The sequence below is a fragment of the Saccharopolyspora halophila genome (assembly GCF_039531955.1).
In the GTDB taxonomy this organism is placed as follows: domain Bacteria; phylum Actinomycetota; class Actinomycetes; order Mycobacteriales; family Pseudonocardiaceae; genus Saccharopolyspora; species Saccharopolyspora halophila.
The window spans coordinates 147,373-170,762 of the sequence record NZ_BAAARA010000015.1 but is presented as its reverse complement, the minus strand read 5'-3'; the positions used below and the strand labels follow the sequence as shown (position 1 = coordinate 170,762).

At 70.9% G+C, this 23,390-nt stretch carries 23 protein-coding genes and 1 riboswitch; of the genes, 13 read left to right on the top strand and 10 right to left on the bottom strand.

Annotated elements, in window-relative coordinates:
- The first annotated feature begins 61 nt into the window (after positions 1-61).
- The 3 genes from cobJ (at position 62) to ABD289_RS19225 (ending at position 3,478) form a co-directional block, all read left to right on the top strand.
- Positions 62-1,819, top strand: coding sequence for a precorrin-3B C(17)-methyltransferase (gene cobJ, locus ABD289_RS19235; RefSeq protein WP_344134535.1), 1,758 nt, complete (start codon positions 62-64; stop codon positions 1,817-1,819).
- Positions 1,809-1,991, top strand: a complete 183-nt coding sequence (locus ABD289_RS19230; RefSeq protein ID WP_344134532.1) for a DUF362 domain-containing protein — start codon at positions 1,809-1,811, stop codon at positions 1,989-1,991. Before cobJ ends, ABD289_RS19230 begins: the two co-directional genes overlap by 11 nt.
- A gap of 62 nt (positions 1,992-2,053) precedes the next feature.
- A complete protein-coding gene (locus ABD289_RS19225) occupies positions 2,054-3,478 on the top strand; it encodes an aminotransferase class I/II-fold pyridoxal phosphate-dependent enzyme (RefSeq protein ID WP_344135055.1) in 1,425 nt (474 codons plus the stop codon).
- 133 nt (positions 3,479-3,611) lie between these two features.
- Here ABD289_RS19225 and ABD289_RS19220 read toward each other — a convergent pair whose 3' ends face one another.
- Both ABD289_RS19220 and ABD289_RS19215 read right to left on the bottom strand, forming a co-directional pair.
- Positions 3,612-4,607: an SRPBCC family protein gene (locus ABD289_RS19220; RefSeq protein ID WP_344134529.1), complete on the bottom strand. Its 996-nt coding sequence runs from the start codon at positions 4,605-4,607 to the stop codon at positions 3,612-3,614.
- Positions 4,600-5,178 (bottom strand): hypothetical protein, encoded by a 579-nt coding sequence (locus ABD289_RS19215; protein ID WP_344134526.1) that lies wholly within the window; start codon positions 5,176-5,178, stop codon positions 4,600-4,602. The genes ABD289_RS19220 and ABD289_RS19215 overlap by 8 nt, the downstream gene beginning before the upstream one ends.
- Before the next feature lie 338 nt (positions 5,179-5,516).
- Between ABD289_RS19215 and ABD289_RS19210 the strand changes: the two genes are divergently transcribed.
- Both ABD289_RS19210 and ABD289_RS19205 read left to right on the top strand, forming a co-directional pair.
- Positions 5,517-6,479: a TrbL/VirB6 family protein gene (locus ABD289_RS19210; RefSeq protein ID WP_344134523.1), complete on the top strand. Its 963-nt coding sequence runs from the start codon at positions 5,517-5,519 to the stop codon at positions 6,477-6,479.
- Complete coding sequence (locus ABD289_RS19205) at positions 6,476-6,718, top strand: hypothetical protein (protein WP_344134520.1); 243 nt, start codon at positions 6,476-6,478, stop codon at positions 6,716-6,718. Before ABD289_RS19210 ends, ABD289_RS19205 begins: the two co-directional genes overlap by 4 nt.
- 490 nt (positions 6,719-7,208) lie before the next feature.
- Here the strand turns inward: ABD289_RS19205 and ABD289_RS19200 are convergent, their stop codons facing one another.
- Positions 7,209-7,478 (bottom strand): DUF1876 domain-containing protein, encoded by a 270-nt coding sequence (locus tag ABD289_RS19200; protein WP_344134517.1) that lies wholly within the window; start codon positions 7,476-7,478, stop codon positions 7,209-7,211.
- Positions 7,479-7,657: 179 nt separating this feature from the next.
- A riboswitch (cobalamin riboswitch) is annotated at positions 7,658-7,783 on the top strand.
- Positions 7,784-7,864: 81 nt separating this feature from the next.
- Here ABD289_RS19200 and ABD289_RS19195 point away from each other — a divergent pair.
- The 4 genes from ABD289_RS19195 to cobA all read left to right on the top strand — a co-directional run bounded on the left by ABD289_RS19195 (position 7,865) and on the right by cobA (position 11,866).
- Positions 7,865-8,920: a HoxN/HupN/NixA family nickel/cobalt transporter gene (locus tag ABD289_RS19195; protein WP_344134514.1), complete on the top strand. Its 1,056-nt coding sequence runs from the start codon at positions 7,865-7,867 to the stop codon at positions 8,918-8,920.
- A 249-nt stretch (positions 8,921-9,169) separates the two neighbouring features.
- Entirely contained in the window at positions 9,170-9,772 is a 603-nt protein-coding gene (locus tag ABD289_RS19190) for a precorrin-8X methylmutase (RefSeq protein WP_344134511.1), read from the top strand.
- Entirely contained in the window at positions 9,769-10,674 is a 906-nt protein-coding gene (locus ABD289_RS19185) for a sirohydrochlorin chelatase (protein WP_344134508.1), read from the top strand. The genes ABD289_RS19190 and ABD289_RS19185 overlap by 4 nt, the downstream gene beginning before the upstream one ends.
- A complete protein-coding gene (gene cobA, locus ABD289_RS19180) occupies positions 10,655-11,866 on the top strand; it encodes a uroporphyrinogen-III C-methyltransferase (RefSeq protein ID WP_344134505.1) in 1,212 nt (403 codons plus the stop codon). Before ABD289_RS19185 ends, cobA begins: the two co-directional genes overlap by 20 nt.
- A gap of 222 nt (positions 11,867-12,088) precedes the next feature.
- Here the strand turns inward: cobA and ABD289_RS19175 are convergent, their stop codons facing one another.
- From ABD289_RS19175 to ABD289_RS19160, 4 genes are all read right to left on the bottom strand, one after another.
- A complete protein-coding gene (locus tag ABD289_RS19175; RefSeq protein WP_425564736.1) occupies positions 12,089-13,549 on the bottom strand; it encodes a DEAD/DEAH box helicase in 1,461 nt (486 codons plus the stop codon).
- Positions 13,550-13,740: 191 nt separating this feature from the next.
- The gene (gene yaaA / locus ABD289_RS19170) at positions 13,741-14,484 is read right to left on the bottom strand and encodes a peroxide stress protein YaaA (protein WP_344134502.1); all 744 of its coding nucleotides are present in this window, start codon (positions 14,482-14,484) and stop codon (positions 13,741-13,743) included.
- A gap of 14 nt (positions 14,485-14,498) precedes the next feature.
- On the bottom strand, positions 14,499-15,395 hold the full coding sequence (locus ABD289_RS19165) for an endonuclease domain-containing protein (RefSeq protein WP_344134499.1): 897 nt from the start codon (positions 15,393-15,395) through the stop codon (positions 14,499-14,501).
- A gap of 155 nt (positions 15,396-15,550) precedes the next feature.
- On the bottom strand, positions 15,551-16,834 hold the full coding sequence (locus ABD289_RS19160) for a cytochrome P450 (protein WP_344134496.1): 1,284 nt from the start codon (positions 16,832-16,834) through the stop codon (positions 15,551-15,553).
- A 164-nt stretch (positions 16,835-16,998) separates the two neighbouring features.
- On the opposite strand from ABD289_RS19160, the gene ABD289_RS19155 reads away from it, so the two are divergent.
- Together ABD289_RS19155 and ABD289_RS19150 are read left to right on the top strand one after the other, a co-directional pair.
- On the top strand, positions 16,999-18,744 hold the full coding sequence (locus ABD289_RS19155) for a proline--tRNA ligase (protein ID WP_344134493.1): 1,746 nt from the start codon (positions 16,999-17,001) through the stop codon (positions 18,742-18,744).
- Positions 18,745-18,835: 91 nt separating this feature from the next.
- The gene (locus ABD289_RS19150; RefSeq protein ID WP_344134490.1) at positions 18,836-19,642 is read left to right on the top strand and encodes a phosphatidylinositol-specific phospholipase C/glycerophosphodiester phosphodiesterase family protein; all 807 of its coding nucleotides are present in this window, start codon (positions 18,836-18,838) and stop codon (positions 19,640-19,642) included.
- A 170-nt stretch (positions 19,643-19,812) separates the two neighbouring features.
- Here ABD289_RS19150 and ABD289_RS19145 read toward each other — a convergent pair whose 3' ends face one another.
- The gene (locus ABD289_RS19145; RefSeq protein ID WP_344134487.1) at positions 19,813-20,223 is read right to left on the bottom strand and encodes a YjbQ family protein; all 411 of its coding nucleotides are present in this window, start codon (positions 20,221-20,223) and stop codon (positions 19,813-19,815) included.
- Between the two features lie 56 nt (positions 20,224-20,279).
- Between ABD289_RS19145 and ABD289_RS19140 the strand changes: the two genes are divergently transcribed.
- A complete protein-coding gene (locus ABD289_RS19140; RefSeq protein WP_344134484.1) occupies positions 20,280-21,299 on the top strand; it encodes an aminotransferase class V-fold PLP-dependent enzyme in 1,020 nt (339 codons plus the stop codon).
- 91 nt (positions 21,300-21,390) lie between these two features.
- Positions 21,391-22,161, top strand: coding sequence for a hypothetical protein (locus ABD289_RS19135; protein WP_344134481.1), 771 nt, complete (start codon positions 21,391-21,393; stop codon positions 22,159-22,161).
- Positions 22,162-22,191: 30 nt separating this feature from the next.
- Here the strand turns inward: ABD289_RS19135 and ABD289_RS19130 are convergent, their stop codons facing one another.
- Complete coding sequence (locus ABD289_RS19130) at positions 22,192-22,638, bottom strand: ferritin-like domain-containing protein (RefSeq protein ID WP_344134478.1); 447 nt, start codon at positions 22,636-22,638, stop codon at positions 22,192-22,194.
- The gene (locus ABD289_RS19125) at positions 22,635-23,108 is read right to left on the bottom strand and encodes a hypothetical protein (protein WP_344134475.1); all 474 of its coding nucleotides are present in this window, start codon (positions 23,106-23,108) and stop codon (positions 22,635-22,637) included. Before ABD289_RS19125 ends, ABD289_RS19130 begins: the two co-directional genes overlap by 4 nt.
- Between the last annotated feature and the right edge of the window lie 282 nt (positions 23,109-23,390).

Here is a 23,390-nt window from a genome sequence, read left to right as displayed (position 1 = left end):
GTAGGGTGCTATCACCCGATCCGGGGAAAGCCCGGGTTCGCTGATCGAGGAGGAGTTTGCAGTGATCGGTCTGTTCGCGGTGACCGCGGCGGGAAGGCGGGCGGCCGCCGACCTCGCCGGACGACTGGGGCCGGAAGCCCTGGTCGCCGATGGGCCGATCGAACCGGCCGTCCGGCGCCTCTGGGATCACCTGGACTCGGCGGTGTTCTTCCTGGCTAGCGGCGCCACTGTGCGGCTGGTCGCCCCGCTGCTCAAGGACAAGCACACCGATCCCGGCGTGGTGTGCGTCGACGAGGCCCAGCGCTTCGCCATCGCCCTGGCCGGCGGGCACGGCGGCGGCGCCAACGCGCTCGCGGAGCAGGTCGCCGACGTCTTCGGCGCCACTCCGGTGATCACCACCGCCACCGACGCGACCGGCACCACGCCGCTCGACGAGCTGGTCGACCAGCTCGACGCAGCCGTCGACGGCGACCTGGCCTCCTGCGGCGTGTCGATCCTCGACGGCGCCCCGGTCAAGATCGTCAACCCGCTCGGCTTCCCGCTGCCCGCGCTGCCGGACAACGTCTCCGAGGACGTCGGCGACCCGGACTGGACGGTGATCATCGACGACCGCCGCCCGGTGGAGGAGGAAGAGCGCACGCTGCGGCTCATCCCGCGCACGCTCGTCGTCGGCGTCGGCTCCGCGCGCGGCGTCTCGCGCACCGCGGTCACCGAGACGATCGCGCGCCTGGACAGCGAGCGCGGGCTGGACCCGCGCGCCATCCGCGCCTTCGCCAGCGTCGATCTCAAGGCCGACGAGGACGGGATCCTGGAAGCCGTGCAGGACCTGGGTTTCTGGCACTCCAGCGACGGCGGCGAAGAGCTGCGGCTGCTGACCTACCCGGCCGAGACGCTCTCCGAGGTCGCGGTGCCCAACCCCAGCGCGGTCGTGCGCGACGAGATCGGCACGCCCAGCGTGGCGGAGGCCTCGGCGCTGCACGCGGGGGCCGAACTAGCCTTCGGGGCCCCGGTCGAGCTGGTCGCCGACAAGATCAAGGGCGACAACGTCACAGCGGCCGCGGCCCGCATCCGCCCGCGCGGGCGGCTCGCCATCATCGGCATCGGGCCGGGCGCGCCGGACTTGCGCACGCCGCGCGCCGACGCCGAACTGCGCCGCGCTTCGGTGGTGGTCAGCCTCGACCAGTACCTCGACCAGGTCCGGCACGTGCTGCGGCCCGGTACCGAGGAGCGCATCACCGGCCTGGGCGCCGAGGAGGCCCGCGCCGCGGAGGCCGTCGAGCTGGCCAAGCAGGGCCGGGCGGTCGCGCTGATCGGCTCGGGCGACGCCGGCGTCTACGCGATGGCCAGCCCGGCGCTGGAGAAGGCCGACGTGGACATCGAGGTCGTCGGCGTGCCCGGCGTGACCGCGGCTCTGTCGGCGTCGTCGCTGCTGGGCGCTCCGCTGGGGCACGACCACGCGCTGATCAGCCTGTCGAACCTGCACACCCCGTGGGAGGTCATCGAGCGCCGGGTGCGCGCCGCCGCCGAGGGCGACCTGGTGGTGTGCTTCTACAACCCGCGCTCGGTGCAGCGGCACTGGCAGCTGGGGCGCGCCCTGGAGATCCTGGCCGAGCACCGGCCCGCGACCACCCCGGTCGGCGCGGTCCGCCAGGCGAGCCGTGCCGAGCAGAGCGTCTGGTGCGCGGAGATCGGCGAGTTCGATCCGTCCGATGTGGACATGTTCACCACGGTCGTCGTCGGCTCCTCGCAATCCGCGGTGGTCGGTCAGCGGATGGTCACCCCGCGCGGCTACCGCTGGATGGCGGGCGATGCCGGCTGACCCGCTGATCATCACCGATGACTGCACCGCGTGCGGGGCCTGTCTGCTGACCTGCCCGGAACACGCGCTGCGCCCCGCGCCGGGCCGTCCGGTGGTCCTGGCGGACCGCTGCACGGCCTGCGGGGAGTGCGTGGAGATCTGCCCCCGGGACGCCATCGACCTGCTGGCCTGAGCCCCCGCAGGTGCTTGGTCGCCGCCGGTCGGCGGTGTATGGGTTGAGGCGTGACTGGGCACATGTCGCCGGAGGAGTTCCGGCGGGTCGGTAAGCAGGTCGTGGACTGGATCGCCGACTACTACGCGGGGATCGAGCAGCACCCCGTGCGGTCGCGGGCCGAGCCGGGCGAGATCCGGGCCGGGCTTCCCGCGCATCCGCCGGAGCGCGGCGAGAGCTTCGACGACGTGCTGGCCGATCTCGACGAGGTTCTGCTGCCGGGCGTGACGCACTGGCAGCACCCGAACTTCTTCGCCTACTTCCCGGCCAACGCCAGCGGTCCGGCGGTCCTCGGCGATCTGCTCTCCGGCGGTCTCGGCGTGCAGGGCATGATGTGGGCGACCAGCCCGGCCTGCACCGAGCTGGAGACGGTCGTGGTGGACTGGCTCGCCGAGCTGCTGGGCCTGCCGGAGCACTTCCGCACCGATTCCACCGGCGGTGGCGTCATCCAGGACTCCGCCTCCAGCGCCACGCTGGTCGCCTGCCTGGCCGCGCTGCAGCGCAGCGGGCAGGACGTCGCGCGACGCGGCATCACCCGGCGGCACGCGCTCTACGTCTCCGCGCACACGCACTCCAGCGTGGAGCGGGCGGCGCGCATCGCGGGAGTGGGCGCGGACAACGTGCGCGTCGTCGACAGCGACCCGGACACGCTCGGCATGGATCCGCGCCACCTCGAGGAGCTGATCGCCGCGGACCTGGCCGACGGCGCGGTGCCGACCATGGTGTGCGCAACCGTCGGAACGACGTCGACCACCGCCATCGACCCGGTGCGCGCCATCGGCGAGGTGGCGGCGCGGCACGGCGTGTGGCTGCACGTCGACGCCGCCTACGCGGGGGTCGCGGCGGTCTGCCCGGAACTGCGCTGGATCAACGACGGCGTGGCCGAGTTCGCCGACTCCTACTGCACCAACCCGCACAAGTGGTTGCTGACCAACTTCGACTGCAGCCTGCTGTGGCTGGCGAACCGCGCACCGATGGTCGACGCCCTGTCGATCTTGCCGGAGTACCTGCGCAACGAGGCCACGGAATCCGGTGAGGTCATCGACTACCGGGACTGGCAGATCCCGCTCGGCCGCCGCTTCCGCTCGCTCAAGCTCTGGTCGGTGCTGCGCTGCTACGGCGCCGAAGGGCTTCGCGAGCACATCCGCGGCACCATCGCGCTGGCCCGTGAGTTCGCGGGCTGGGTGCGCGAGGACCCCGGATTCGAGCTGCTGGAGCCGCATCCGTTCGCGCTGGTGTGCTTCCGCCCGCGCTACTCCGAGCTGCCCGCCGCCGAGGCCGACGAGCGCACGAGGCGGTTGCTTGACGAGCTCAACGACTCCGGCGAGCTCTACCTGACCCACACCAAGCTCGACGGGCGGGTTCTGCTGCGGCTGGCCATCGGCTCCCCGCAAACCGAGCGCCACCACGTGCGAGCAGCGTGGGACCGCATTCGCCGGGCGGCCTAGGAGCGTTCGAGACGTAGCTCGCCAGGCCCGGTGCCGGCGCAGCGCGCTCAGGCTCTGTCGTCCGCTCCGTCAGCGGTCCTGCGATGTTGACGCGGCAGTGGGCGGAGCCGACGTGTCCGGATCGGGGCACGGCTCACCTCGACCGCGAGGACTGAGCGGGCGCTCGCTGCTCCTCATCCTCATCCTCATCCTCGTAGTCTTCGTCGTCCTCATCCTCGTCGTCGTCGTAGTCGTCGTCGACGGCCGTGCGGTCGGACTCGTCCTCGTCTTGCCCGTCCTCTTTGCCGTCCTTGTTCTCCTCCTCGAGCGCGTCCTCGTGGGTCCTGACGACCTGCTCGTCCCGGATCTCGCCGCGCCAGCCCTCGGCTTCGTCCTGCTCGAGGATGGTGCGGGTCATCATGTGCCGCTTGATGTGCTTGAAGTCCGACCGAACACGTCGTCCCTGCGCCCGCCAGAGGTTGGCGGTCTTCTCGAAGAACCCCTGCGGGTAGTACTCGAGGACGAGCAGGATGCGCGTCATGGTCGGGGCGAGCTGGTGGAAGGTCACGGCCCCGTCGACGTAACCCTTGGCGCCGGTCGACTTCCACACGATCCGCTCGTCCGGAACCTGTTCGACGATGGTGGACTCCCAGTCGCGGTGGGAGAAGAAGATCTGGGCCCGCCAGTTGATCTTCTCGTCGGACTCCTGCTCGACCTTCTCGACCTTCCTGGTGAAGCTGGGGAAATCCTCGAACGTGGTCCACTGGTTGTACGCGACGCTAACCGGAAGGCCGACGTCGAATTCCTCGATGATGTTGACGACCTTCACGCCGCCACCCCCTCCGCCACTGCCGCCGCCCGCGGCTTGCTTGACCTTGTCCTTCACGCCCGCGACCCCGGCGCTGAGCGCCGACTTCAGCGGAGACTTGCCCTCGGCCAGGTCCTCGGCTCCGGTGAGCGCGGCGGTCAGGCCGGAACCGCCGTTGTCGGCGACGTTGGTCAGCTTGTCGGTGAGGCCGGTGACCTTGTCCGTGACCGAACCGACGGCCCGGGAGATCATCGCTTCGAGGAGTTCCTGCCCGGCGTCCTTGAGGTCGTCGAGCGGGAGCTCGTCCAGCAAGCTCTTCTCGCGCTTGTCGGTCTCAGCCATCGTTCCCACCCGACTTGCGCCTCGACCCGCCGGACGACGTTGCGGCCTTCTTCCTCGAGGTCGATGGGGCGCGAGGGGCGGACGGTTCGCGCGGTGCGCGAGTTCGCTTGCCCGGCTCAGCAGGTTGGTCGTCGTCGATCGAGGAGCGCTGCGCCGGGGCCTTCTTCCCCTTCTCGGGCCTCGTCTCCTGCTCCGACGAATCCGGATCACGCTCCGACGATTCCTGCTCCTGCTTCTGCTCCGAGGAAGTCGATTCCTGCTGACCTCCGTCCTCCGAGTCAGATGAATCCGACTGCGGGGAACGGATTTTCGCCGCACGTTCGGAGAGGTTGTCGCCCAGGGAATCGAGCTTGTTGCTCGCAGCGGCGACGGCGGCGGTCTTGGCCGCGTCGATGAGGCGTTCGCGGACCACGTTGCTGAGCTCGCTGACTTCGTTCGAGCCGGCCACCGCTCCGCCCGCCTTAGCCAGCAGCTCCTTGGGGTCGCCCATGCGCCGTCCGAGAACGACCCCGCCAACCATGAGCGCCAACTTCATCTTGCGGCTGCGACCCAGGGCGTAGCCGACCGCCACCGCCGTCGCTACCTGAGGTCCTCGCTTCATCCCGACCTCCTGCTGGAGCAGGTGAAATCCTTCGGCTGCGAAGCAGCCCGTGAGTCAGACTTACCCCCCGACCGGTGCACCAACACATCGACGCCGATGCACGTCCAGGTGTCAGCGTCCACGACGTTCGCACTGGTCAAGCCGCATCAGCATGGTCATGCGTTCGGGTGCGGCGCTGCAGATGACGCTAGAAGCGCGCTGCCGCGGTGCGTAGAGTCGAAAGCCTCTTCTCCGTCGAGAACCCGTGGATCGAGGCTGGAAAGACCGTAGGCGGCGCCTGCCGATCGTGCAGGAGTGAGGGGATCGACATGGCCGACAGGGACGAGCGATCGGAAGAGCGGCGCCACGGCGGCGAGCTGGTGGAGGCTGGAACCGAAGGGGAGCAGGTGTTCGACTCCGGCGACCGGCGCGAGCAGGACTCCGGGGACCGGCACAAGGACGAATACCCGGACGTGTACCTCGACATCCCCCAGGTGAAGGTCGACGAGATAAGCCTGGAGGTGGAGAACCTGCACGCCCGGGTATCCCTGCAGGCGGAGGTTCTCGACCTCCTCAAGCTCAACGTCGGCGTCGACGCCGAACTGGGCCGTGTCGCGCTGCAGATCAAGGGAGTGGAGGCGCAGGCCCAGCTCAAGGTCCGGCTGGACAACGTCGCCAACGTTCTCGATCGGGTCCTGACGACGATCGATCGCAACCCCCAGATCCTGGAGAACCTCACCAAGAGCCTGGGGCGCGCCGTGGAGGACGTCGGCGAGGGCGCGGGTTCGGCGGTGAAGGACGTCGGCTCCGGTGCCGGCACGGCCGTCGAGGAGGTGGGTGTAGGTGCGAGCTCCGCCGTGAAGGACGTCGGCTCGGGGGCCGGTAGTGCTGTGGAGAGCGTCGGCGAGGGCGCTGGATCCGCTGTCGAGGACGTCGGGGCTGGTGCTGGTGGTGCGGTTGAGAACGTGGGTGAGGGCGCGGGTTCGGCGGTGAAGGACGTCGGCTCGGGTGCTGGTGGTGCTGTGGAGAGCGTCGGCGAGGGCGCTGGCGAGGCGGCCGAACAAGTGGGCAGCGGAGCCGGTGAAGCCGTCGAGGACGTCGGTAGCACCGCCGAAGAGGTCGCCAAGGGAGCGCGTGACGTGGTCGGTGGCGAAAGCTCCGATGAAGAGGGCGGTTCCGAGGAGAAATCGACTGGGAAGCGCCGCTCGACGGGGGATTCCGGCCGCAGGACCCGCCGCAGCAGCGGCCGAGACGGCCAATCGAGCCGACCGAGCAAGGAGCGACGCCGATGACGGACGAAGACGACGCGGACGTGATCTTCACCAGCACCGTGCGTGCCGACGAGATCACCTTCCACGAGGTGCCCGAAACCGGGGTCGAGTTTCCCGGGGACACCGACGACCGCTCCACCTCCGGGAGCGATCGCACCAACCTCCCGGACCAGGTCCGCCCCCACGTGACCTACCACGCCATCCAGGTCGACTACCGGATCAAGGCGTACCTGGACCAAGCGGAGCGTCCTGACCGCTGAGCAGCGGCCGGTTCCGCTCGGACGATGCGCACCAGCGGGCGAACCGCTGCTCGACTGCCACGTCCGCGGAGCAGGAACACGGCTTGGTCGTGTCCACCAAGTACGTGCGCATAGCCGGCCAGGGCGCGACCCGTTGGCGAGTGACTTCGAGTCCGCGAACCCACTTCGAGTCCGCGAACCCGGTGGGGCGCCCTTCTCCTCGCCGGGCGGCGATGACGCTCGCCCGTGGCGGGCCCCGTGATCATCCGGCGTCACCGGCTCCGGACCGCCCCAGCGGGGGATCCTCACGCAGCATCGGACCCCGGCCGCGGAGCGGGGGTGCACAGCCTCGTGGCCGAGGGCCCAACGCCGCCGCCTCGTAAGGACCGCAAGCCAGGGGCGGTGTGCCGTGCGCAAGGCACCGTCGCCGTTCCCGTCGCGCTGACCCGCCTACCTCCACGGCGCGAAACGCCGGGTGTTCGCGGATCTGCGACACCTTGATCGGTCGCGGTCAGGCGGGCAGGTGCACCCTGCGGTGCAGCCGGTCGCCGATGTCCTGCGAGGCGTTGTCCAGCAGCTTGTGCGCGAGCTCGAACAGGGCCCTGGCGATGGCGATCTCGTCGCCGATCTGCGGGACCTCCGGATCCTCCGGGTGCCGCCGCGCGGTGCCGTGCCCGTGCAGCGGTTGCCCGTTCGGTGTCATGAAGCCGACGTCCGCGGTCGTCTTCGCGCCGGCCTCCACGACCTGCAAGTTCAGCGTGATCGAGTGCGTCTCGTTCATCGTCGCCTCCTGGTGCCGCTCTGAGCGGGCCGCTCCTGGAGAGCGGCCTCGGCACCCGGTTACCCAGATCACACCGGCCGCAAGCGGAGGCTGCAGAAAGCCGGGTCACGGACCGTGATCGATTTCACCAGGTTTGACCTCGGACGGTAGATCAGGCAAGGATGACCGAGCCGACAGGGCAGGAACCCGGTGCGAATCCGGGACGGTCCCGCCACTGTGACCGGGAAGTGGCCCCCACCTATTGCCACGGCTGTGACCAGCTGGAAGGCCGGGGGAACGCGTTCGGCCCGGGAGTCAGGACACTGCGCGTCGGCTCCGCGCCGCGAACCCGCGGCGCGCGGACACCGAGCCCCTCGGGCGGGAGAACCCAGGAGGTCGGAGATCCCATGATTCGGGATGCCGAAGAGACCAGCCGAGATGCCGGCTGGGGCGCAGCGGAGCGCCGCAAGGCGGCGGTCCTGCTCGCCGCGATCGGAGCACTGCACCTGCTCGGCTGGGGTGCCTACCTGCTCCACGTCAACGCCTTCAGCGCCGCGGGCGGTCTGGCCGCCGCGGGCACCACGGCCTACCTGCTGGGCCTGCGGCACGGATTCGATGCCGACCACGTCGCGGTCATCGACGACGCCACCCGGCTGCTGATGCAGCGCGGCAGGCGCCCCGTCTCGACCGGTATGTGGTTCGCGCTCGGCCACGCCAGCGTGGTGATGCTGCTGGCGTTCGCGGTGGCCTTCGTCGCCGGGCCGGCCGCTCAGCGGTGGGCGGAGCAGACCGGGATGCGCCTGGCGACCGGGGTCGACGTGCTGGTCGTCCTCGTGCTGACGACCCTCGCGGTGCTCAACGCGCTCGTGCTGCGCGATGCGTGGCGGTTGCTGCGCCGCGCTCGCCGCGGCGAGATCGACGAGGGCGAGGTCGAGCTGGTTCTCGGCCGCCGCGGCTTGCTGGCCCGCTTGCTGCGCGGCCGGATGCAGGGCGTCGCCCGCTCGTGGCACCTGTTCGGCATCGGGCTGCTGTTCGGCCTGGGGATGCAGACCGCCACCGAGATCACCGTGCTGGCCATGGTCTCGCCGACCGGACAGCTGTCGGCGATCGCGGTGTTGAGCCTGCCACTGCTGTTCGCCGCGGGCATGTGCACCGTCGACAGCGTGGACGGAATGCTGATGTCGCGGGCCTACACCTGGTCGATGGCCCAGCCGTTGCGCCGGTTGTGGGTCAACGTCACCACCACCGCGCTGACGGTCGGGCTCGCCGCGCTCGTCGCGTTCGTTGTCCTCTGCGGACTGCTGGCCGAATCGGGGATCGACTTCCTCGGCGGAATCGCGGCGATCGCCGATCAATTCGAGTTGCTGGGCTACCTCACCTTGGCGCTGTTCCTCGTGGTGTGGGCCGGTGCGGCGCTGTGGTGGCGATTCACCGCCCGCAAGAGCAGCCCGAAAGCCATCTGACGAAGCCTAAGGAGATGTTCAGTTTGCCGTGTGCGTGGCGGTGCGGGCGGCGGAACCGCCGTGTGGCCGCGGGATTCGCTCCGTGAGCAGTCGTCCTGCGCGGCGTCGCGGCTGTTCTCGCAGCACGACGCGTCAGAACCCGCGGCGGTGCGAGTCGAGTCCCGCACCGCGTGCGGCTCCGCCGCATTCTGCAAGGACCCCGAAAACCCGCCGCGCGGCGGCGAAAACGGAAGAGCAATGAGACGCGCAGTGCACCCGATCGAAACCGAGTCATACCGGATCATGCGGTCCCGGGCCGACTTCGCCCACTTTCCGCCGCTGACCCGTGCGGTCGTGGAGCGCGTCGTGCACACCACCGCGGATCCGAGCTGGACGGGCGAGGTCGTCGCCGACGAAACCGCCCTGCAGCGCGGCAGGAGCGCCCTGCTGGCCGACGCCCCGCTGATCAGCGACGTGCGAATGCTGGCGGCAGGAGTGACCGCCCGGCCGGTGGAGATCGGCCTGGACCTCCCGGGCGTGACCGAGGCGGCTGAGGCCGAAGGCCTGACCCGCTCGGCGGCGGGCATCCGGCTGGCCGCCGAGCGCTACCCCGCGAACGCGGTGTGGGCGGTCGGCAACGCGCCGACCGCGCTGATGGAATTGCTGCGCCTCGCCGAGGCCGGGGACGTCGAACCCGCGCTGATCATCGGGGTGCCGGTGGGTTTCGTCGGCGCCGTGGACAGCAAGGCGGCGTTGCGCCGAAGCGGCCTGCCGGCCGTGAGTACGTTGACCGAGCGCGGTGGCGCGGCGATCGCCGCGGCCGCGATCAATGCCCTGCTCTACTGGGCAGAAGAACCTGGAGGTAACCGGTGACCGAACCACTGCTGGTCGTAGGACACGGCACGGTGGACGAGCGAGGAGTGGCCCAGTTCCACTCCTTCCTCGAGCGGCTGCGCGCGCGGCTGAGCGCGGCCGGCGTGGACAGCGCGGGAGGCTTCATCGAGCTCTCCGCGCCCGCGGTCACCGAATCCTGGGCCGAATTGGCCGAGAAGGGGCACCGGCGGATGGCGGCCGTCCCGCTGGTGCTGGTCGCCGCCGGTCACGGCAAGGGCGACATCCCGGCGGCGCTGGAGCGCGAGGTTCAGCGGCACCCGGGCACCTCGTACGTCTTCGGGCGCCCGCTGGGCCCGCACCCGATCCTGCTGGACCTGCTCGCCGAGCGCATCGCCGAGCAGGTGCCGCGCGAGGAGTGGGCCGAGACCGCCGTCGTGCTGGTCGGTCGCGGCTCCACCGATCCCGACGCCAACGCCGAGGTGTGCAAGGTCTCACGACTCTTGCAGGAGACCTGCGGTTTCGAGACGGTTGAAACTGCGTACATCTCCCTGGCATCGCCGGACGTTCCTGGCGGGCTGGACCGAGCTCGCAGGCTCGGGGCCAAACGAGTCGTCGTTGCCCCGTACTTCCTGTTCGACGGTGTGCTCCCGCAGCGCGTTGTCACCCAGGCCCTCGAGTTCGGCAAGTCCGCACCGGAGCTCGAGCTCCACGTCGCCGGATACCTGGGAGACTGCGACGCCCTGGTGGACCTCGTCGTCGAGCGCTACCACGAAGCCCTGCAGGGCGACATTCGGATGAACTGCGACACGTGCGCGTACCGGGTGCTGTTGCCGGGATTCGAGGACAAGCTAGGGGCGCCGCAGACCCCGCACCACCACCCTGATGACCCGACCGGACACGGTCACGCACACGGACACGCACATGGCCACTCAATCGGATAAGCACTACCTCGCCGGGCTCGACCTCACCGGACGCCGGGTCGTCGTGGTCGGCGCAGGCCCCGTCGCGCAGCGGCGGCTGCCCCGGCTGATCAGCGCGGGCGCCATCGTCGAGGTGATCGCTCCCGCGGCGACCCCGGCCGTGGAAGCGCTGGCGGACGCGGGCGAGATCACCTGGCACCAGCGCGAATACCGCGACGGCGACCTCGGTGACGCCTGGTACGCGGTCGCGGCGACCGCGTACCACGCGGTCAACGCCGCGGTCGGCGCGGAAGCGGAGCGCCATCGCGTGTTCTGCGTGCGCTCGGACGACGCCAGCCAGGGCACGGCGGTGACCCCGGCGGTCGCCGAGCACGACGGGCTGCTGCTCGGCGTGCTCGCGGGCGGCAAGCCGCGGCGCAGCGCCGGTGTCCGCGACGCGCTGCTGGAGGCGCTGCACTCCGGCGTGGTCGACGAGCACGCCGAGGCGCCCGCGCCCGGTGTCGCGCTGATCGGCGGGGGGCCCGGCGCGCCGGACCTGGTCACGGTGCGCGCGCGGCGGCTGCTGGCCAAGGCGGACATGGTGCTCACCGACCACCTGGCGCCGCGCGAGCTGCTCGAGGAGCTCGGCTCGCACGTGGAGGTCGTCGACGTCTCCAAGATCCCCTACGGCCGCGCGGCCAACCAGACGGTGATCAACGAGACGCTGATCGAGGCGGCGCGAGCTGGCAAGTTCGTGGTGCGCCTCAAGGGCGGCGATCCGTACGTGTTCGGCCGCGGCTTCGAGGAGCTGCTGGCCTGCGCCGAAGCGGGCGTCGCCGTGACCGTCGTACCGGGCGTGACCAGTGCGTTCGCCGCACCGGCGATGGCCGAGGTGCCGGTGACCCACCGCGGCGTGGCGCACGAGGTCGTCGTGGTCTCCGGGCACGTCGCCCCGGACGACGAGCGATCTCTGGTGGACTGGCCCGCGCTGGCGCGGCTGAGCGGCACCCTCGTGCTGCTGATGGCGGTGCAGCGCATCGAGTCCTTCGCCGAGGTCCTGATCAAGAACGGTCGCCCGGCGGACACGCCGGTGGCGGTCATCCAGGAAGCCAGCACCGAGACGCAGCAGTCGGTGCACACCACGCTGGCCCAGGCGGCCGAGGACGTCCGCAACGCGGACGTGAAACCGCCTGCGGTCGTGGTGATCGGGCCCGTGGCGGGCCTGAAGCACTGAGGGGATGTTTCAGTTTCGGGCTTGGCGGAACCCGACGCGTCGGGTCGCGGCTGTCCTCGCCGCACGACGCGTCAGAACCCGCAGCGGTGCGGGCTGAGCCCCAACCTGAAACAGCGGCCCCCTAATCGAAATCGCCCGCACCGCCGTTCGGTCGGTGCGGGCGATTTTCGCGAAGTGCGGTCGCGGCGGTCGCGGGTGAGATCGCCCGCCCGCCGCGGTTCGTCAGCGCTGCGGGCTGCGCCGGCGGGGGTTGTTGCGGGCGTTGCCACCCCTGCCGCTGCCGCCGCGGTTGGCGTTCCTGCCGCTGGACGGCTGGCCGTTCGTCGCGTTCCCGCTGGACGGGCGCCGGTTTCGGGCCTGGGCGGGCTTCTGCTGCGTCCGCTGCTGCTGGGGCTGCGGCTGCGGTGTTCCGGACGGCTCGCGGGCTCCGGTGACCTTGACGAGCTCGGGTGCGAGCGGGCGGATTTCGCTGGTGGTCGTCTCGACCCCGGCCTGCTTGGCCATGGTTCGGAAGTCCTGCCGCTGCTCCTCGGTGACCAGCGTGACCACCGTGCCAGCGGCGCCCGCGCGAGCGGTGCGGCCCGCGCGGTGCAGGTAGTCCTTCGGGTCGGACGGGGGCTCGACGTGGACCACCAGGCTCACGTCGTCGATGTGGATCCCGCGCGCCGCGACGTTGGTGGCCACCAGCGTGGTGGTATCGCCGCTCTTGAACTCGTCGAGGATGCGGGTGCGCGCGTTCTGCGCCTTGCCGCCGTGCAGCGCACCGGCCGCGACCCCCACGGCGCGCAGCTTCTTGGACAGCCGGTCCGCGTGGTGCTTGGTGCGCACGAACATGATCGTCCGGCCGTCGCGGGCGCCGATCTGCGCCAGCACCGCCTGCTTCTCAGTGGACTGCACCAGGAACTGGTGGTGGTCCATGTTGTCCACGCTCGCCGACGGCGGCGCCAGCGAGTGCACCACGGGGTCGTTCATGTAGCGATCGACCAGCTTGTCCACGTCACCGTCGAGCGTGGCGGAGAAGAGGAACCGCTGCCCGCCGGTGGGAACCAGGTCCAGCAGCTGGCGAACCTGCGGCAGGAAGCCCATGTCGGCCATCTGGTCGGCCTCGTCGAGAGCGGTGCGCTCCACTTCGGACAGAACGCAGGTGCCCTGCCGGACGTGGTCGGCCAGCCTGCCCGGGGTGGCGACCAGAACGTCCACCCCGCGGCGCAGGGTGTCGACCTGCCGGTTGAACGAGGTGCCGCCGACGACCTCCCGGACGTACCGGCCGAGCACCTTGGCCATCGGCTTGAGCGAGTTCGTGACCTGGGTGGCCAGCTCGCGGGTCGGAACCAGCACGAGGGCGCGCGGGTGCATCGGGCGGGCGGCCTCGGTCTGCATGGCCAGCAGCGGCAGACCGAACGCGAGCGTCTTGCCGGAGCCGGTCTGGCCGCGGCCGAGCACGTCGCGGCCGGTCAGCGCATCCGGAATCGCGGCGGCCTGGATCGGGAACGCCTCGGTGAGCCCGTCGTTCTTCAGGGCGGTCACCAGCTCGTCCGGCAATCCGAGGTCGGCGAACGGCGCCGGGTCGACCGCGGTCACGCCGACCTGGTCGAACAGGCTCTGCTTGACCGGCTGCGGCTTGGCGGGCGAACGGCGCTTGCGCGAACGCTGCGAGCGGGCGGGCGTGGAGGATGAAGGCACGTGGTTGTACTCCCCGGAACTCGGCACGTCACGGGGAGACTTCGCGGCGGCCGCGGAAGATCACGAGGACGAGCCCGGCGCGAACACGCGCCGATAGGTGGGCGAACGCGACGGGAACCCGGCGCTCGCGGCCGGTCGACGACCGGCTTGGGACGCGTTCGACCCTACCCCACGCCGCGATGTTGCTCGCGTCACACGGACGTGAGCACGCAGAGCGCCCGGTCGCCCTCCTGCTCGACGCGCAAGCCCGCGTCGGCGGCGACCTCCAGGACGTCGGCGACCGTCTCCGGCTCCCGAGCCGACTGCGCGAGGGCGCGGGCCAGCCGGCCCTTGTGCGACTTGTTGTGGTGGCTGACGACCTTCCGCTTGCCCGAGGCGTCCTCGGACAGCACGCGCACCTCGACGGCGCCGGGGGTGCGGGCGAGCGCCGCGTAGGCGCTGGAACGCAGATCCACGATCAGCTCGTCGGCCTCGGCGAGCGCCGGTTCCAGCACCGGGCGCCACGTGCTGCGCAGCGTGCCGAGCCCGGGCAGCGAAGTGCCCCCGGAGAGCCGGTACGCGGGGATCTGATCGGTGCCCCTGGCCAGTCCGAACAACGCCGAGGCGACGGCGAGCCGGGAGTCGGCCTGCTTGCGTTCGGTGGCCTCGAGCGAGCCGACGTCCAGCGCGTCGTAGAGCACCCCGGTGTAGCGCTCCAGCGCGGGCGCGGTCGGCGAGTCCCACAGCTCGCCGTTGCGCCGGACCTCCTCGGCCTGCCGCTCGGAGAGCCCGAGCACCTCGAGGCTCCGCGGCACGTCGGCGGCCAGAGCGGACAGCTCCTCGGCGATCTCGCGCCGGGTGGCGGTCAACCCCGGGTGCGACATGGACTCCAGGTCCAGCGGTGCTCCGTTACCGCCGGTTGCCTTGGTTTCCGAGGGAGGCAGCAGAACCAACACGCCCCCAGGGTAGGTCACCGGGCTGGGGCCTCCGCTGCGCGCACCGCCGCGGTGACCCGTTCGACGAGGCCGCGGACGTCGTTTCGAAGTTCCTCGTTGGTCACCACCAGCACCCGCCAGCCGAGCTCGCGCAGCCGAGCCCGCCGTGCTCCGTCCCGTTCGATCTGCACCGGGTCCGCGTGCCAGCCACCGTCGTACTCGACCGCGACCAGGGACTCCGGGAAGGCGAGATCCACCCGGGCCACGAACTCCGCGCCGTCGAAGACCTCCAGCTGCGGCACGGGACGCAGTCCCTCCCGGACGAGTTCCACGCGCAACACCGACTCGGGCACGGATTCGGCTCGCCCGTCCAGATAGGGGAGGCGTTGCCGGACGCGTCGCACACCGTGGTCGTGCCTGCCGGGCAGGAAGGCCGCGATGTCGTCCAGCGCGACGACTCCCGCGTGCAGCAGCACCTCGCAGTGCGCCACGGCGCGCGTCATCGAGCGCTGCTTGAGCACGTCGAACGCGATGCGCGGGAATCCGGCCACGGCGATCCGGCGCCACGGCGAGTGCTCGGGCTCGGTGATGCGCGCGCTGGTGCACCGAAGCCCGGCCCGGCGCAGCATCGCCACCTCGCGAGGAACGATCATCTCCACCGGGGCGCTGAAATCCACCATCGGGACCCCGCGCAGCAGCGCCGCCGAGCGGCCGGTGATGACCGACCCCTTCGGCACGGTCAGCGCGGCCGCCGCGCACTTGAGCTCGTGGGTCAGGGGCGTGCCGCCCGTGGTGTAGATCCCCTGCAGGACGCGTCGGAACGCAGGGCTGCGCAGTTGCTCATCGGTCCATCCGGCCGCGATCGCCTCTGCGCGGCGGAAGACGGTGACGTCGACATCGGGCACCTCCGGCGGCTTCTCCAAGAACCCCACGCAAGTACGAGGCCGAAACCGCCGACGTTGATGCACCAACCACCCGAAATCCGCCCCAACCACACACGATCAGGTGGCATCCCCAAAAACCCTCGAAAACGCACCCCCGAATTCCAGGGAATTCCGTACCCCGATTTCCAGGGAATTCGGGGTGGTCAGGTGGTGGTGGGGAGGGTGTCGAGGCCGTGGATGACCGTTGTTGGTCTGGGGGTTGGGGTGCGGGTGGGGTGGAAGGTGAGGTTCGGGAGGTGGGTGACCAGGGCGCGGAAGGCGCTCTCGGCCTCCAGGCGGGCCAGCGGGGCGCCCAGGCAGTAGTGGATGCCCGAGGAGAAGGCCAGGTGATCCGGCTCCGCGCTCCTGGTGAGGTCGAAGTCGTCCGGGTGGGGGTGCTGCGCCGGATCCCGGCCCGCGGAGGCCAGCAGAACCACGACGGGGGTGTCGGTGGGCAGGTCTTGCCCGGCGAGGGTGACCGGTTCGTGCGCCACCCGGACGGTGACCTGCACGGGCGGGTCCCAGCGGAGCGTTTCCTCGACCACCGCGCCGGCCAGCGAGGGATCGGCCCGGAGCAATGCCCACTGCTCGGGGTGGTTCAGCAGTGCCCTGGTGCCGTTGGCGATGAGATTCACCGTGGTCTCGAACCCGGCCACCAGCAGCAGGGTGCACAGCTGCACGAGCTCCTGGCCGGTGAGCCTGTCCTCGTCGACGGCCGAGAGCAGATCGCTGACGAGGTCGTCGCCCGGCGACTTCCGGCGCTGCTCGATCAGGTCGACGAACAGCGCGTCCACGGCCGCGTAGGACTGGCGCATCCGGTGCAGCTGCCGCCCGGATTGGACCCCGTCCAGCGCCCCGGACAGGACCCGGCCGTGCTGCGCCAGCCGTTGCGCGTCCAGCGGCGGCAGGCCCATCAGCTCGCAGATCACCCGGATCGGCAGGGGAGCGGCGAAATCGCGGACCACGTCGAACTCGTCCCGCCCGGCGACCTCGGTGAGCAGCTCCTCGGCGATCTGGTCGATCCGGGAGCCGAACTCCGCCATGCGCCGGGGTCGGAACGCCGGGGCGGCCAGCCTGCGCAGCCGCGAGTGATCGGGCGGGTCCTGCTCCAGCAACGAGAGCTGCAGGTCGACCGCGGCCAGGGTCGGGTCGGCGTACTCCCCGTCGCTGTTGCGCACGCCGAACCGGCGGTCCCGCAGCACCTCGTCGCACATCGCGTGGGTCGTCGAGGCGTACGCCCCGAACTTGGTGCGCACGACGGGTCCCTTCGCGCGCAGCGCCGCGTGGTGCGGGTACGGGTCGTCGCGCCACGGCGAGCACAGCAGCCGCGCGAACGGGTCGCCCGCCGCGGCGACGAGCCTGGTCATGGCCTTCTGCCCGGTCAGCCGGAGCCGCAGCCCCAACCCGGCCCGCGCGCTGGGCGCTTCACGAACGGTCCGCGTGCTCATCGAATCGCCCCCAAACTCCCACCACTGACATTGCCCCCACCGCACGAGCGCGACAATGGTCCGATCGGGCGCAGGAGCGCGGCGGTAATCCGCTGGCCGGGGCCCCCGGGGGACTCGATACCCTGCCGGTTAACCAAGTCAGGCCGAACGAGGAGCTAGTAGCCGTGATCACGAGGATGTCGACGTTGTTCCTGCGTACCCTGCGCGAGGATCCGGCCGACGCCGAGGTGCCGAGCCACCGGCTGCTCGTTCGGGCTGGCTACGTGCGTCGGGTCGCGCCGGGCATCTACTCCTGGTTGCCGCTCGGGCTGCGCGTGCTGCGCAAGGTCGAGGAAGTGGTGCGCCAGGAGATGAACGCCATCGGTGCCCAGGAGATTCACTTCCCGGCGCTGCTGCCCAAGGAGCCCTACGAGGCCAGCAACCGCTGGACCGAGTACGGCCCGACCGTGTTCCGGCTCAAGGACCGCAAGGGCGCCGACTACCTGCTCGGCCCGACCCACGAGGAACTGTTCACGCTCATGGTCAAGGGCGAGTACAGCTCCTACAAGGACTACCCGGTCATGCTCTACCAGGTCCAGACCAAGTACCGGGACGAGGAGCGTCCGCGCGCGGGCATCCTGCGCGGCCGCGAGTTCGTCATGAAGGACTCCTACTCCTTCGACATCGACGACGAGGGCCTGAACAGCTCGTACCAGCTGCACCGCGACGCCTACATCCGCATCTTCGACCGGGTCGGGCTGCGCTACGTGATCGTGGCCGCGACCTCGGGCGCGATGGGCGGCTCGGCTTCCGAGGAGTTCCTCGCCGAGATCGAGACCGGTGAGGACACCTTCGTGCGCAGCACGGACTCGGACTACGCGGCCAACGTCGAGGCCGTGTCCACCCCGGCGCCCGCGGCCGAGCCGATCACCGACAAGCCGGCGGCCGAGTCGCACCACACGCCGAACACGCCGACGATCGAGACGCTGGTCGACTTCCTCAACGCCAACACCGACCGCAAGTTCACCGCTGCGGACACGCTGAAGAACGTGCTGGTCAAGACCCGTCAGCCCGGTTCCCAGGAGTGGGAGCTGCTGGGCGTCGGCGTTCCCGGCGACCGCGAGGTCGACATGAAGCGCCTCGAGGCCTCGCTGGAGCCCGCTGAGGTCGCGCTGCTGGAGGAGTCCGACTTCGCGGCCAACCCGTTCCTGGTGAAGGGCTACATCGGACCGAAGTCGTTGCAGGACAACGACATCCGCTACCTGGTCGACCCGCGCGTGGTCACCGGGACGGCGTGGGTGACCGGCGCGGACGAGCCCGACCGCCACGTGGTGGACCTGGTGTGCGGCCGGGACTTCACCCCGGACGGCACCATCGAGGCCGCCGAGGTCCGCGAGGGCGACCCGTCGCCGGACGGCAACGGCACCCTGGTCGCCGCCCGCGGTGTCGAGATCGGCCACATCTTCCAGCTCGGCCGCAAGTACGCCGACGCGTTCGGGCTGGACGCGCTGGGGCAGGACGGCAAGCCCAAGCGCATCACCATGGGTTCCTACGGCGTGGGCGTCTCGCGCCTGGTCGCGGCGATCGCCGAGCAGAGCCACGACGAGCAGGGCCTGGTGTGGCCGCGCGAGGTCGCGCCCGCCGACGTGCACGTGGTGATCGCCGGCAAGGACGAGACCGTGCGGGCGCGCGCCGAGGAGATGGCCACCGAACTGGACGCCGCGGGTGTGCAGGTCTTCCTGGACGACCGCACCGTCTCGCCGGGCGTGAAGTTCGCCGACGCCGAGCTGGTCGGTCTGCCGACCATCCTGGTCGTCGGCAAGGGCTTGGCCAACGGCGTCGTGGAGATCCGCGATCGCAAGTCGGGCGAGCGCACCGAGATCGCTCCCGACGAGGCCGTCGCGCAGCTGATTTCGCAGATTGCTGGCTGAATCACGCCAGGTGGCTTCGCTGTTCACCTGGTAGTCGAGCGGTGTCACTAGCCTCCGGTGTCGATCAACTGATCAACACCGGAGGCTGGTCATGCGAACCTTCCTGTTATCCCTGCTCGGGGCGTTGGCGCTGGTGGCGCCCAGCGCCCTGCCCGCGCAGGCCGCGGCCGAGGCCGAACCGCTGCCGCGGGCGCACGCGCACAACGACTACCTGCACGATCGTCCGCTGCACGACGCGCTTGAGCACGGCTTCACAAGCGTCGAGGCGGACATCTACACGCTCGGCGACGAGCTGCTGATCGGGCACGATCCGTTCCAGCTGCGCCCGGACCGCACCATCGAATCCCTCTACCTCGACCCGCTGCTCGAGCAGTGGAACGACGGCGGCCTGCCGCCGGACTTCCAGCTGCTGATCGACTTCAAGACCTTCGGCGCGGACGGCTACGAGCGCCTCGACGAGATCCAGCGCGATCCGAAGTACGCGGGGTTGTTCACCCATTACGCCGACGGCGAGGTCACCCCGGGCCCGGTCACCGTGGTGATCTCCGGGGACAAGCCCTACGAGCTCATCGAGGGAATGACGGACCGCTACGCGTTCCTGGACGGTTCGGTGGGCGGCGACATCGGCCGCGACCCCGCCCTCGTCCCGCTGGTCTCCGCGGATTGGACCGACTCGTTCACCTGGAACGGCTCGGGCGAGATGCCCGCCGAGGAGCGGACCGAACTCGAGCGCGTCGTCGAGGACGCGCACGCGGCCGGTCAACGGGTGCGGTTCTGGGCGACTCCGGACGAGCCGGGTCCGGAACGCGAAGCGGTGTGGCGCGTGCTCGACGAGGTCGGCGTCGATCACATCAACACCGACGACCTCGCCGGGCTCCAGGAGTTCCTGAGCCGCTAGGGCCGTGATGAAGGGACCCCTCCTGCCATCTCGGCCGCGGGAGGGGAACCTTTCTGTCACTGCTGCCGGGCAGCGCGGAAGGGAACCTTCCTGTCACTTGCGCGGGCAGCGAGGAGGGGAACCTTTCTGCCGCTTCGCGCCGAGAAGCGGGGAGGGGAACCTTCCTGTCATCACCCCGCCAGGAAGCTCAGGCGGACCTTGCGGACCGGGTTGTCCGCGTTCGTGTCGACCAGGCACACCGACTGCCAAGTTCCCAGCGACATCGCTCCGCCGAGGACCGGGATCGTGGCGTAGGGCGGGACGAACGCGGGCAGGACGTGGTCGCGGCCGTGGCCGTGCGAACCGTGCCGGTGGCGCCAGCGGTCGTCGGCGGGCAGCAGGTCGCGCAGCGCGGCCAGCAGGTCGTCATCGCTGCCCGCGCCGGTCTCGATGACGGCCAGTCCCGCGGTGGCGTGCGGTACCCAGATGTTGAGCAGGCCCTCGTCCGCCCCGGCGGAGCGCAGGAACCGCCGGCACTCGTCCCGCAGGTCGCGCACCACTTCGGAGCTTCCCGTGCGGATCTCGATCTCTTCGCTGTGCATGGTCCAACCGTATTCATTCGGGCCCGAATCGGCCGCAGCGGTGAGAGGATGCCGCCATGCGATCGGCATTCGGCGCGACCTTCGACGTCCCGGACGGCTACCTCAACACGGCGAGCATCGGGATCCCGCCCGCTCACGTCGCCGAGGCGGTCACCGACGCGGTGTCGAACTGGGCGAGCGGTCGCAATCGGCCGGGTGATTTCGACGAGCACGTCGCCGCTGCGCGCGCCGGGTTCGGGCGGTTGATCGGCGTGCCCGCCGAAAGGGTCGCGATCGGGGCCAGCGTCTCGCAGCTGATCGGGCTGATCTCGGCGAGTCTCGAGCCGGGTAGCCGGGTGCTGGTGGCCGAAGAGGACTTCACCAGCGTGCTCTTCCCCTTCGCCGCGCGGGACGACGTCGAGGTCACGCCGGTGTCGCTCGCCGAGCTCGGCCAGCTCGCGCCCGGTTACGACCTGGTGGCCGTCAGCGTCGTGCAATCGGCCGACGGCGGGATCGCGGATCTGGACGAGCTGCGGCGCGCCCGCGCGGAGCACGGAACCCGCGTGCTGCTCGACGCCACGCAGGCGGCGGGCTGGTTGCCGTTGCGCCTGGACTGGGCGGACTGGGTGGTCTGCCACGGCTACAAGTGGCTGCTCTCGCCGCGCGGGGCCGCCTGGATGTCGGTGCACCCGGACGCCCCGGAAGCGATCCCGTACAGCGGCAACTGGTACGCGGCCGAGGATCCGTGGGACAGCATCTACGGGATGCCGCTGCGCCTGGCTTCCGGCGCGCGCCGCCTGGACCTGTCCCCGGTGTGGCTGGCGCAGGTCGGCGCGGGCGCGGCGGTCGACTGGCTGGCCGGGCTCGACATCGCCGAGGTCGCCGAGCACTGCATCGGGCTCGCCGACGGGTTCCGGGCGGAGCTGGGCATGGAACCCGCCGGGTCGGCCATCGTGCCGGTCGCCGGAGCGGACGCTGTGGCCAAGCTCACCGGCGCGGGGATCGCTTGTGCGGCGCGCAACGGACGGGCACGCCTGGCGTTCCACCTGTACAACACGGCCGCCGACGTCGAGAAGGCTGCATGTGCGCTGGGCTGATCAATCGATACGGACGATCGGGTTATCCGACTCGTGACCCGGGCCCGATACGGTAGGCAATCGTGCCGGAGCGACAGGGGTGCCCGAGGACATGACGGGACCACAGGACAACACGCAGCGTGACACCGCACCGCTGCGGCGGGACAACTCGCGCATTCAGCCCGATCGGGCGATGCCAGCGCAGTACCCGAACCAGGCCACCCGAGCCGTGTACGGGCCTCCTCCGACGCCGCAGCAGGGCGCCGGGGGACCGTCCGGGCCGCCGCCGGGACCGCGCAGGGTGACGCCGCTCGGCTGGGCGCTGCGCGGGCTCGTGCTGCTGCTGGTGGCCGTCGTGTCCGGGGCCCTCTGGCTGGCCGTCAAGCCATCGGACGAGCAGGCCGGGCCCCCGGAACCGCCGCCGTTGCGCTACCAGTTCGAGCTCTCGCACCGCGAGGAGGCGTTCCACGGCTGCAAGCAGGTCTCCCGGGGGCAGATCCGGTCCTTCTTCGCCGAGGAGGAGTGCGAGCACCTCACCAGGGCGCTCTACACCACCGAGCTGCCGGACGGCTCGCGCGTGCTGACCTCGGTGGTCACCGTGCTGATGCCCGATCCGGCCAGCGCCCAGCGGCTCAACACGCTGACCACCAAGGACGGCACCGGCAACGTCCGCGACCTGGTCGAGGACGAGCGCGCGGGCACCGATGACATGCCCGATCTCGACGACGCCGCCTACGCCTCCGGACGTCAGGATCGGCTGGTGGTCATCGGCGATTCCGCCTACATGGGCAAGGACACCCCGAAGAAGGATCCGGACCTGACCGACGTCACCAACGAAGCCCTCAAGCTGGGCTGGCCCCAGGACCAGCAGAAGCCGAGCTGACGCGCTCGCTCGGCCGGTGCTCGCGGGCGGTCAGGGCCGCCCGGGGAAGTTCTCGACCGCCGGTTCCGCGCCGATGGTCAGCCGCCAGCGGGTGGCTCGGGTCGCGGCGCCGGTGAGGGCGTGGAGAGCCGTGCGGCGCAGGTTCGGGTCCTCGGTGGCTTCCAGGACCGCTCGCCAGCCGGTCTCGCAGTCGGTCTCGGCGCGGATGAGCACCTCGATAGCCGAGTCCTGGTCGTCGACCGGCTGGCCGACGTCGTAGGCGGGCTGCGCCACCGGCGGCTTCCGCCCGGCCTGGCGCAGCACGGCCTCGGCGGTGTCGCGAGCCGTGCGGTGCGCCCCGGTGGCCTCGTCGATCAGGTCGCGGACCCGGGATTGCCCGGCGAACGCGCGCGCCAGACCGCAGACCCAGACGGCCGCGTGCTCGGCGCCGACGGCTCGGCGCAGCGTCTGCCCAGTGGCTTCGGATAGTTCGCTCACGCCAGCACCTCCTGCAGGCTCGCGCAGCTGGCCGCCACCGATCCGACCAGGCCAGCGCGGTGGGTGGGCAGCTCGGGGACCAGTTTCGCGGCCTGCTCCTGGGCCTCGCGCGCTCCCGCGCGCAGCTGCTCGGCGGCCGCGTCGGCGGAGCCGGGCGCCTGCTGCTTCGGCGGGGCGGGCACCGACGGCGGGTCGTCCGGATCGCGCGGGTTCACCCGGTCGATCTCGCGTTGCAGGGCCCTCGCGTGCGCGGTGCGCGCGGCCGAGACCGCTCGAGCGCGTCCGGCCAGCCCGGTGTGCGTCTCGCCGATCGCGTCGGCCAGTCGCGCATCGGCCTTCGCGGCCTTGGCGAGCGGGAGCAGCCGGTCCGGTTCCGCGTCGGACGAACACGCGGCCAGCGCCGCCGCGGGCGTCAGCGCCAGCAGTCGCAGCGCGCCGCGCCGTCCCAAGATGGGCGAGGGGATCTTCACGAGCACCTATCCTGCCAGGCGGTCACCCCGCTCACCGGAACTGGTCGTTGATCAACAAAACCCGCCTCCACCAGTGAAAAGGGCAACGCGGGCGAGTCGTGACCAAGGTGACGGAAAGGTCTCGCGCATCCCCTGCACGGGGTATTCCCAGCGGTTCGAGTGGCTGGTCCGCACGGCGTCGGAGACAATCCGCCGATCGTAGGGGTCCCACGTCGCGCTCGGGTGGGGGCCGACGCGATACCCTGGGCGACCGCGGCCGGGACGTGCAGCACTGGTCGTGGA

What these genes read in the sequence shown, in the direction of transcription:
- ABD289_RS19220 (WP_344134529.1), bottom strand. Translation starts at nt 4,607, where the DNA reads ATGGCTGAGACCGACAAGCGCGAGAAGAGCTTGCTGGACGAGCTCCCG.
- ABD289_RS19160 (WP_344134496.1), bottom strand. Translation starts at nt 16,834, where the DNA reads ATGAGCACGCGGACCGTTCGTGAAGCGCCCAGCGCGCGGGCCGGGTTG.
- cobA (WP_344134505.1), top strand. Translation starts at nt 10,655, where the DNA reads ATGGCCACTCAATCGGATAAGCACTACCTCGCCGGGCTCGACCTCACC.
- ABD289_RS19205 (WP_344134520.1), top strand. Translation starts at nt 6,476, where the DNA reads ATGACGGACGAAGACGACGCGGACGTGATCTTCACCAGCACCGTGCGT.
- ABD289_RS19195 (WP_344134514.1), top strand. Translation starts at nt 7,865, where the DNA reads ATGATTCGGGATGCCGAAGAGACCAGCCGAGATGCCGGCTGGGGCGCA.
- ABD289_RS19150 (WP_344134490.1), top strand. Translation starts at nt 18,836, where the DNA reads ATGCGAACCTTCCTGTTATCCCTGCTCGGGGCGTTGGCGCTGGTGGCG.
- ABD289_RS19140 (WP_344134484.1), top strand. Translation starts at nt 20,280, where the DNA reads ATGCGATCGGCATTCGGCGCGACCTTCGACGTCCCGGACGGCTACCTC.
- ABD289_RS19135 (WP_344134481.1), top strand. Translation starts at nt 21,391, where the DNA reads ATGACGGGACCACAGGACAACACGCAGCGTGACACCGCACCGCTGCGG.
- ABD289_RS19200 (WP_344134517.1), bottom strand. Translation starts at nt 7,478, where the DNA reads ATGAACGAGACGCACTCGATCACGCTGAACTTGCAGGTCGTGGAGGCC.
- ABD289_RS19145 (WP_344134487.1), bottom strand. Translation starts at nt 20,223, where the DNA reads ATGCACAGCGAAGAGATCGAGATCCGCACGGGAAGCTCCGAAGTGGTG.
- ABD289_RS19225 (WP_344135055.1), top strand. Translation starts at nt 2,054, where the DNA reads ATGTCGCCGGAGGAGTTCCGGCGGGTCGGTAAGCAGGTCGTGGACTGG.
- ABD289_RS19210 (WP_344134523.1), top strand. Translation starts at nt 5,517, where the DNA reads ATGGCCGACAGGGACGAGCGATCGGAAGAGCGGCGCCACGGCGGCGAG.
- ABD289_RS19230 (WP_344134532.1), top strand. Translation starts at nt 1,809, where the DNA reads ATGCCGGCTGACCCGCTGATCATCACCGATGACTGCACCGCGTGCGGG.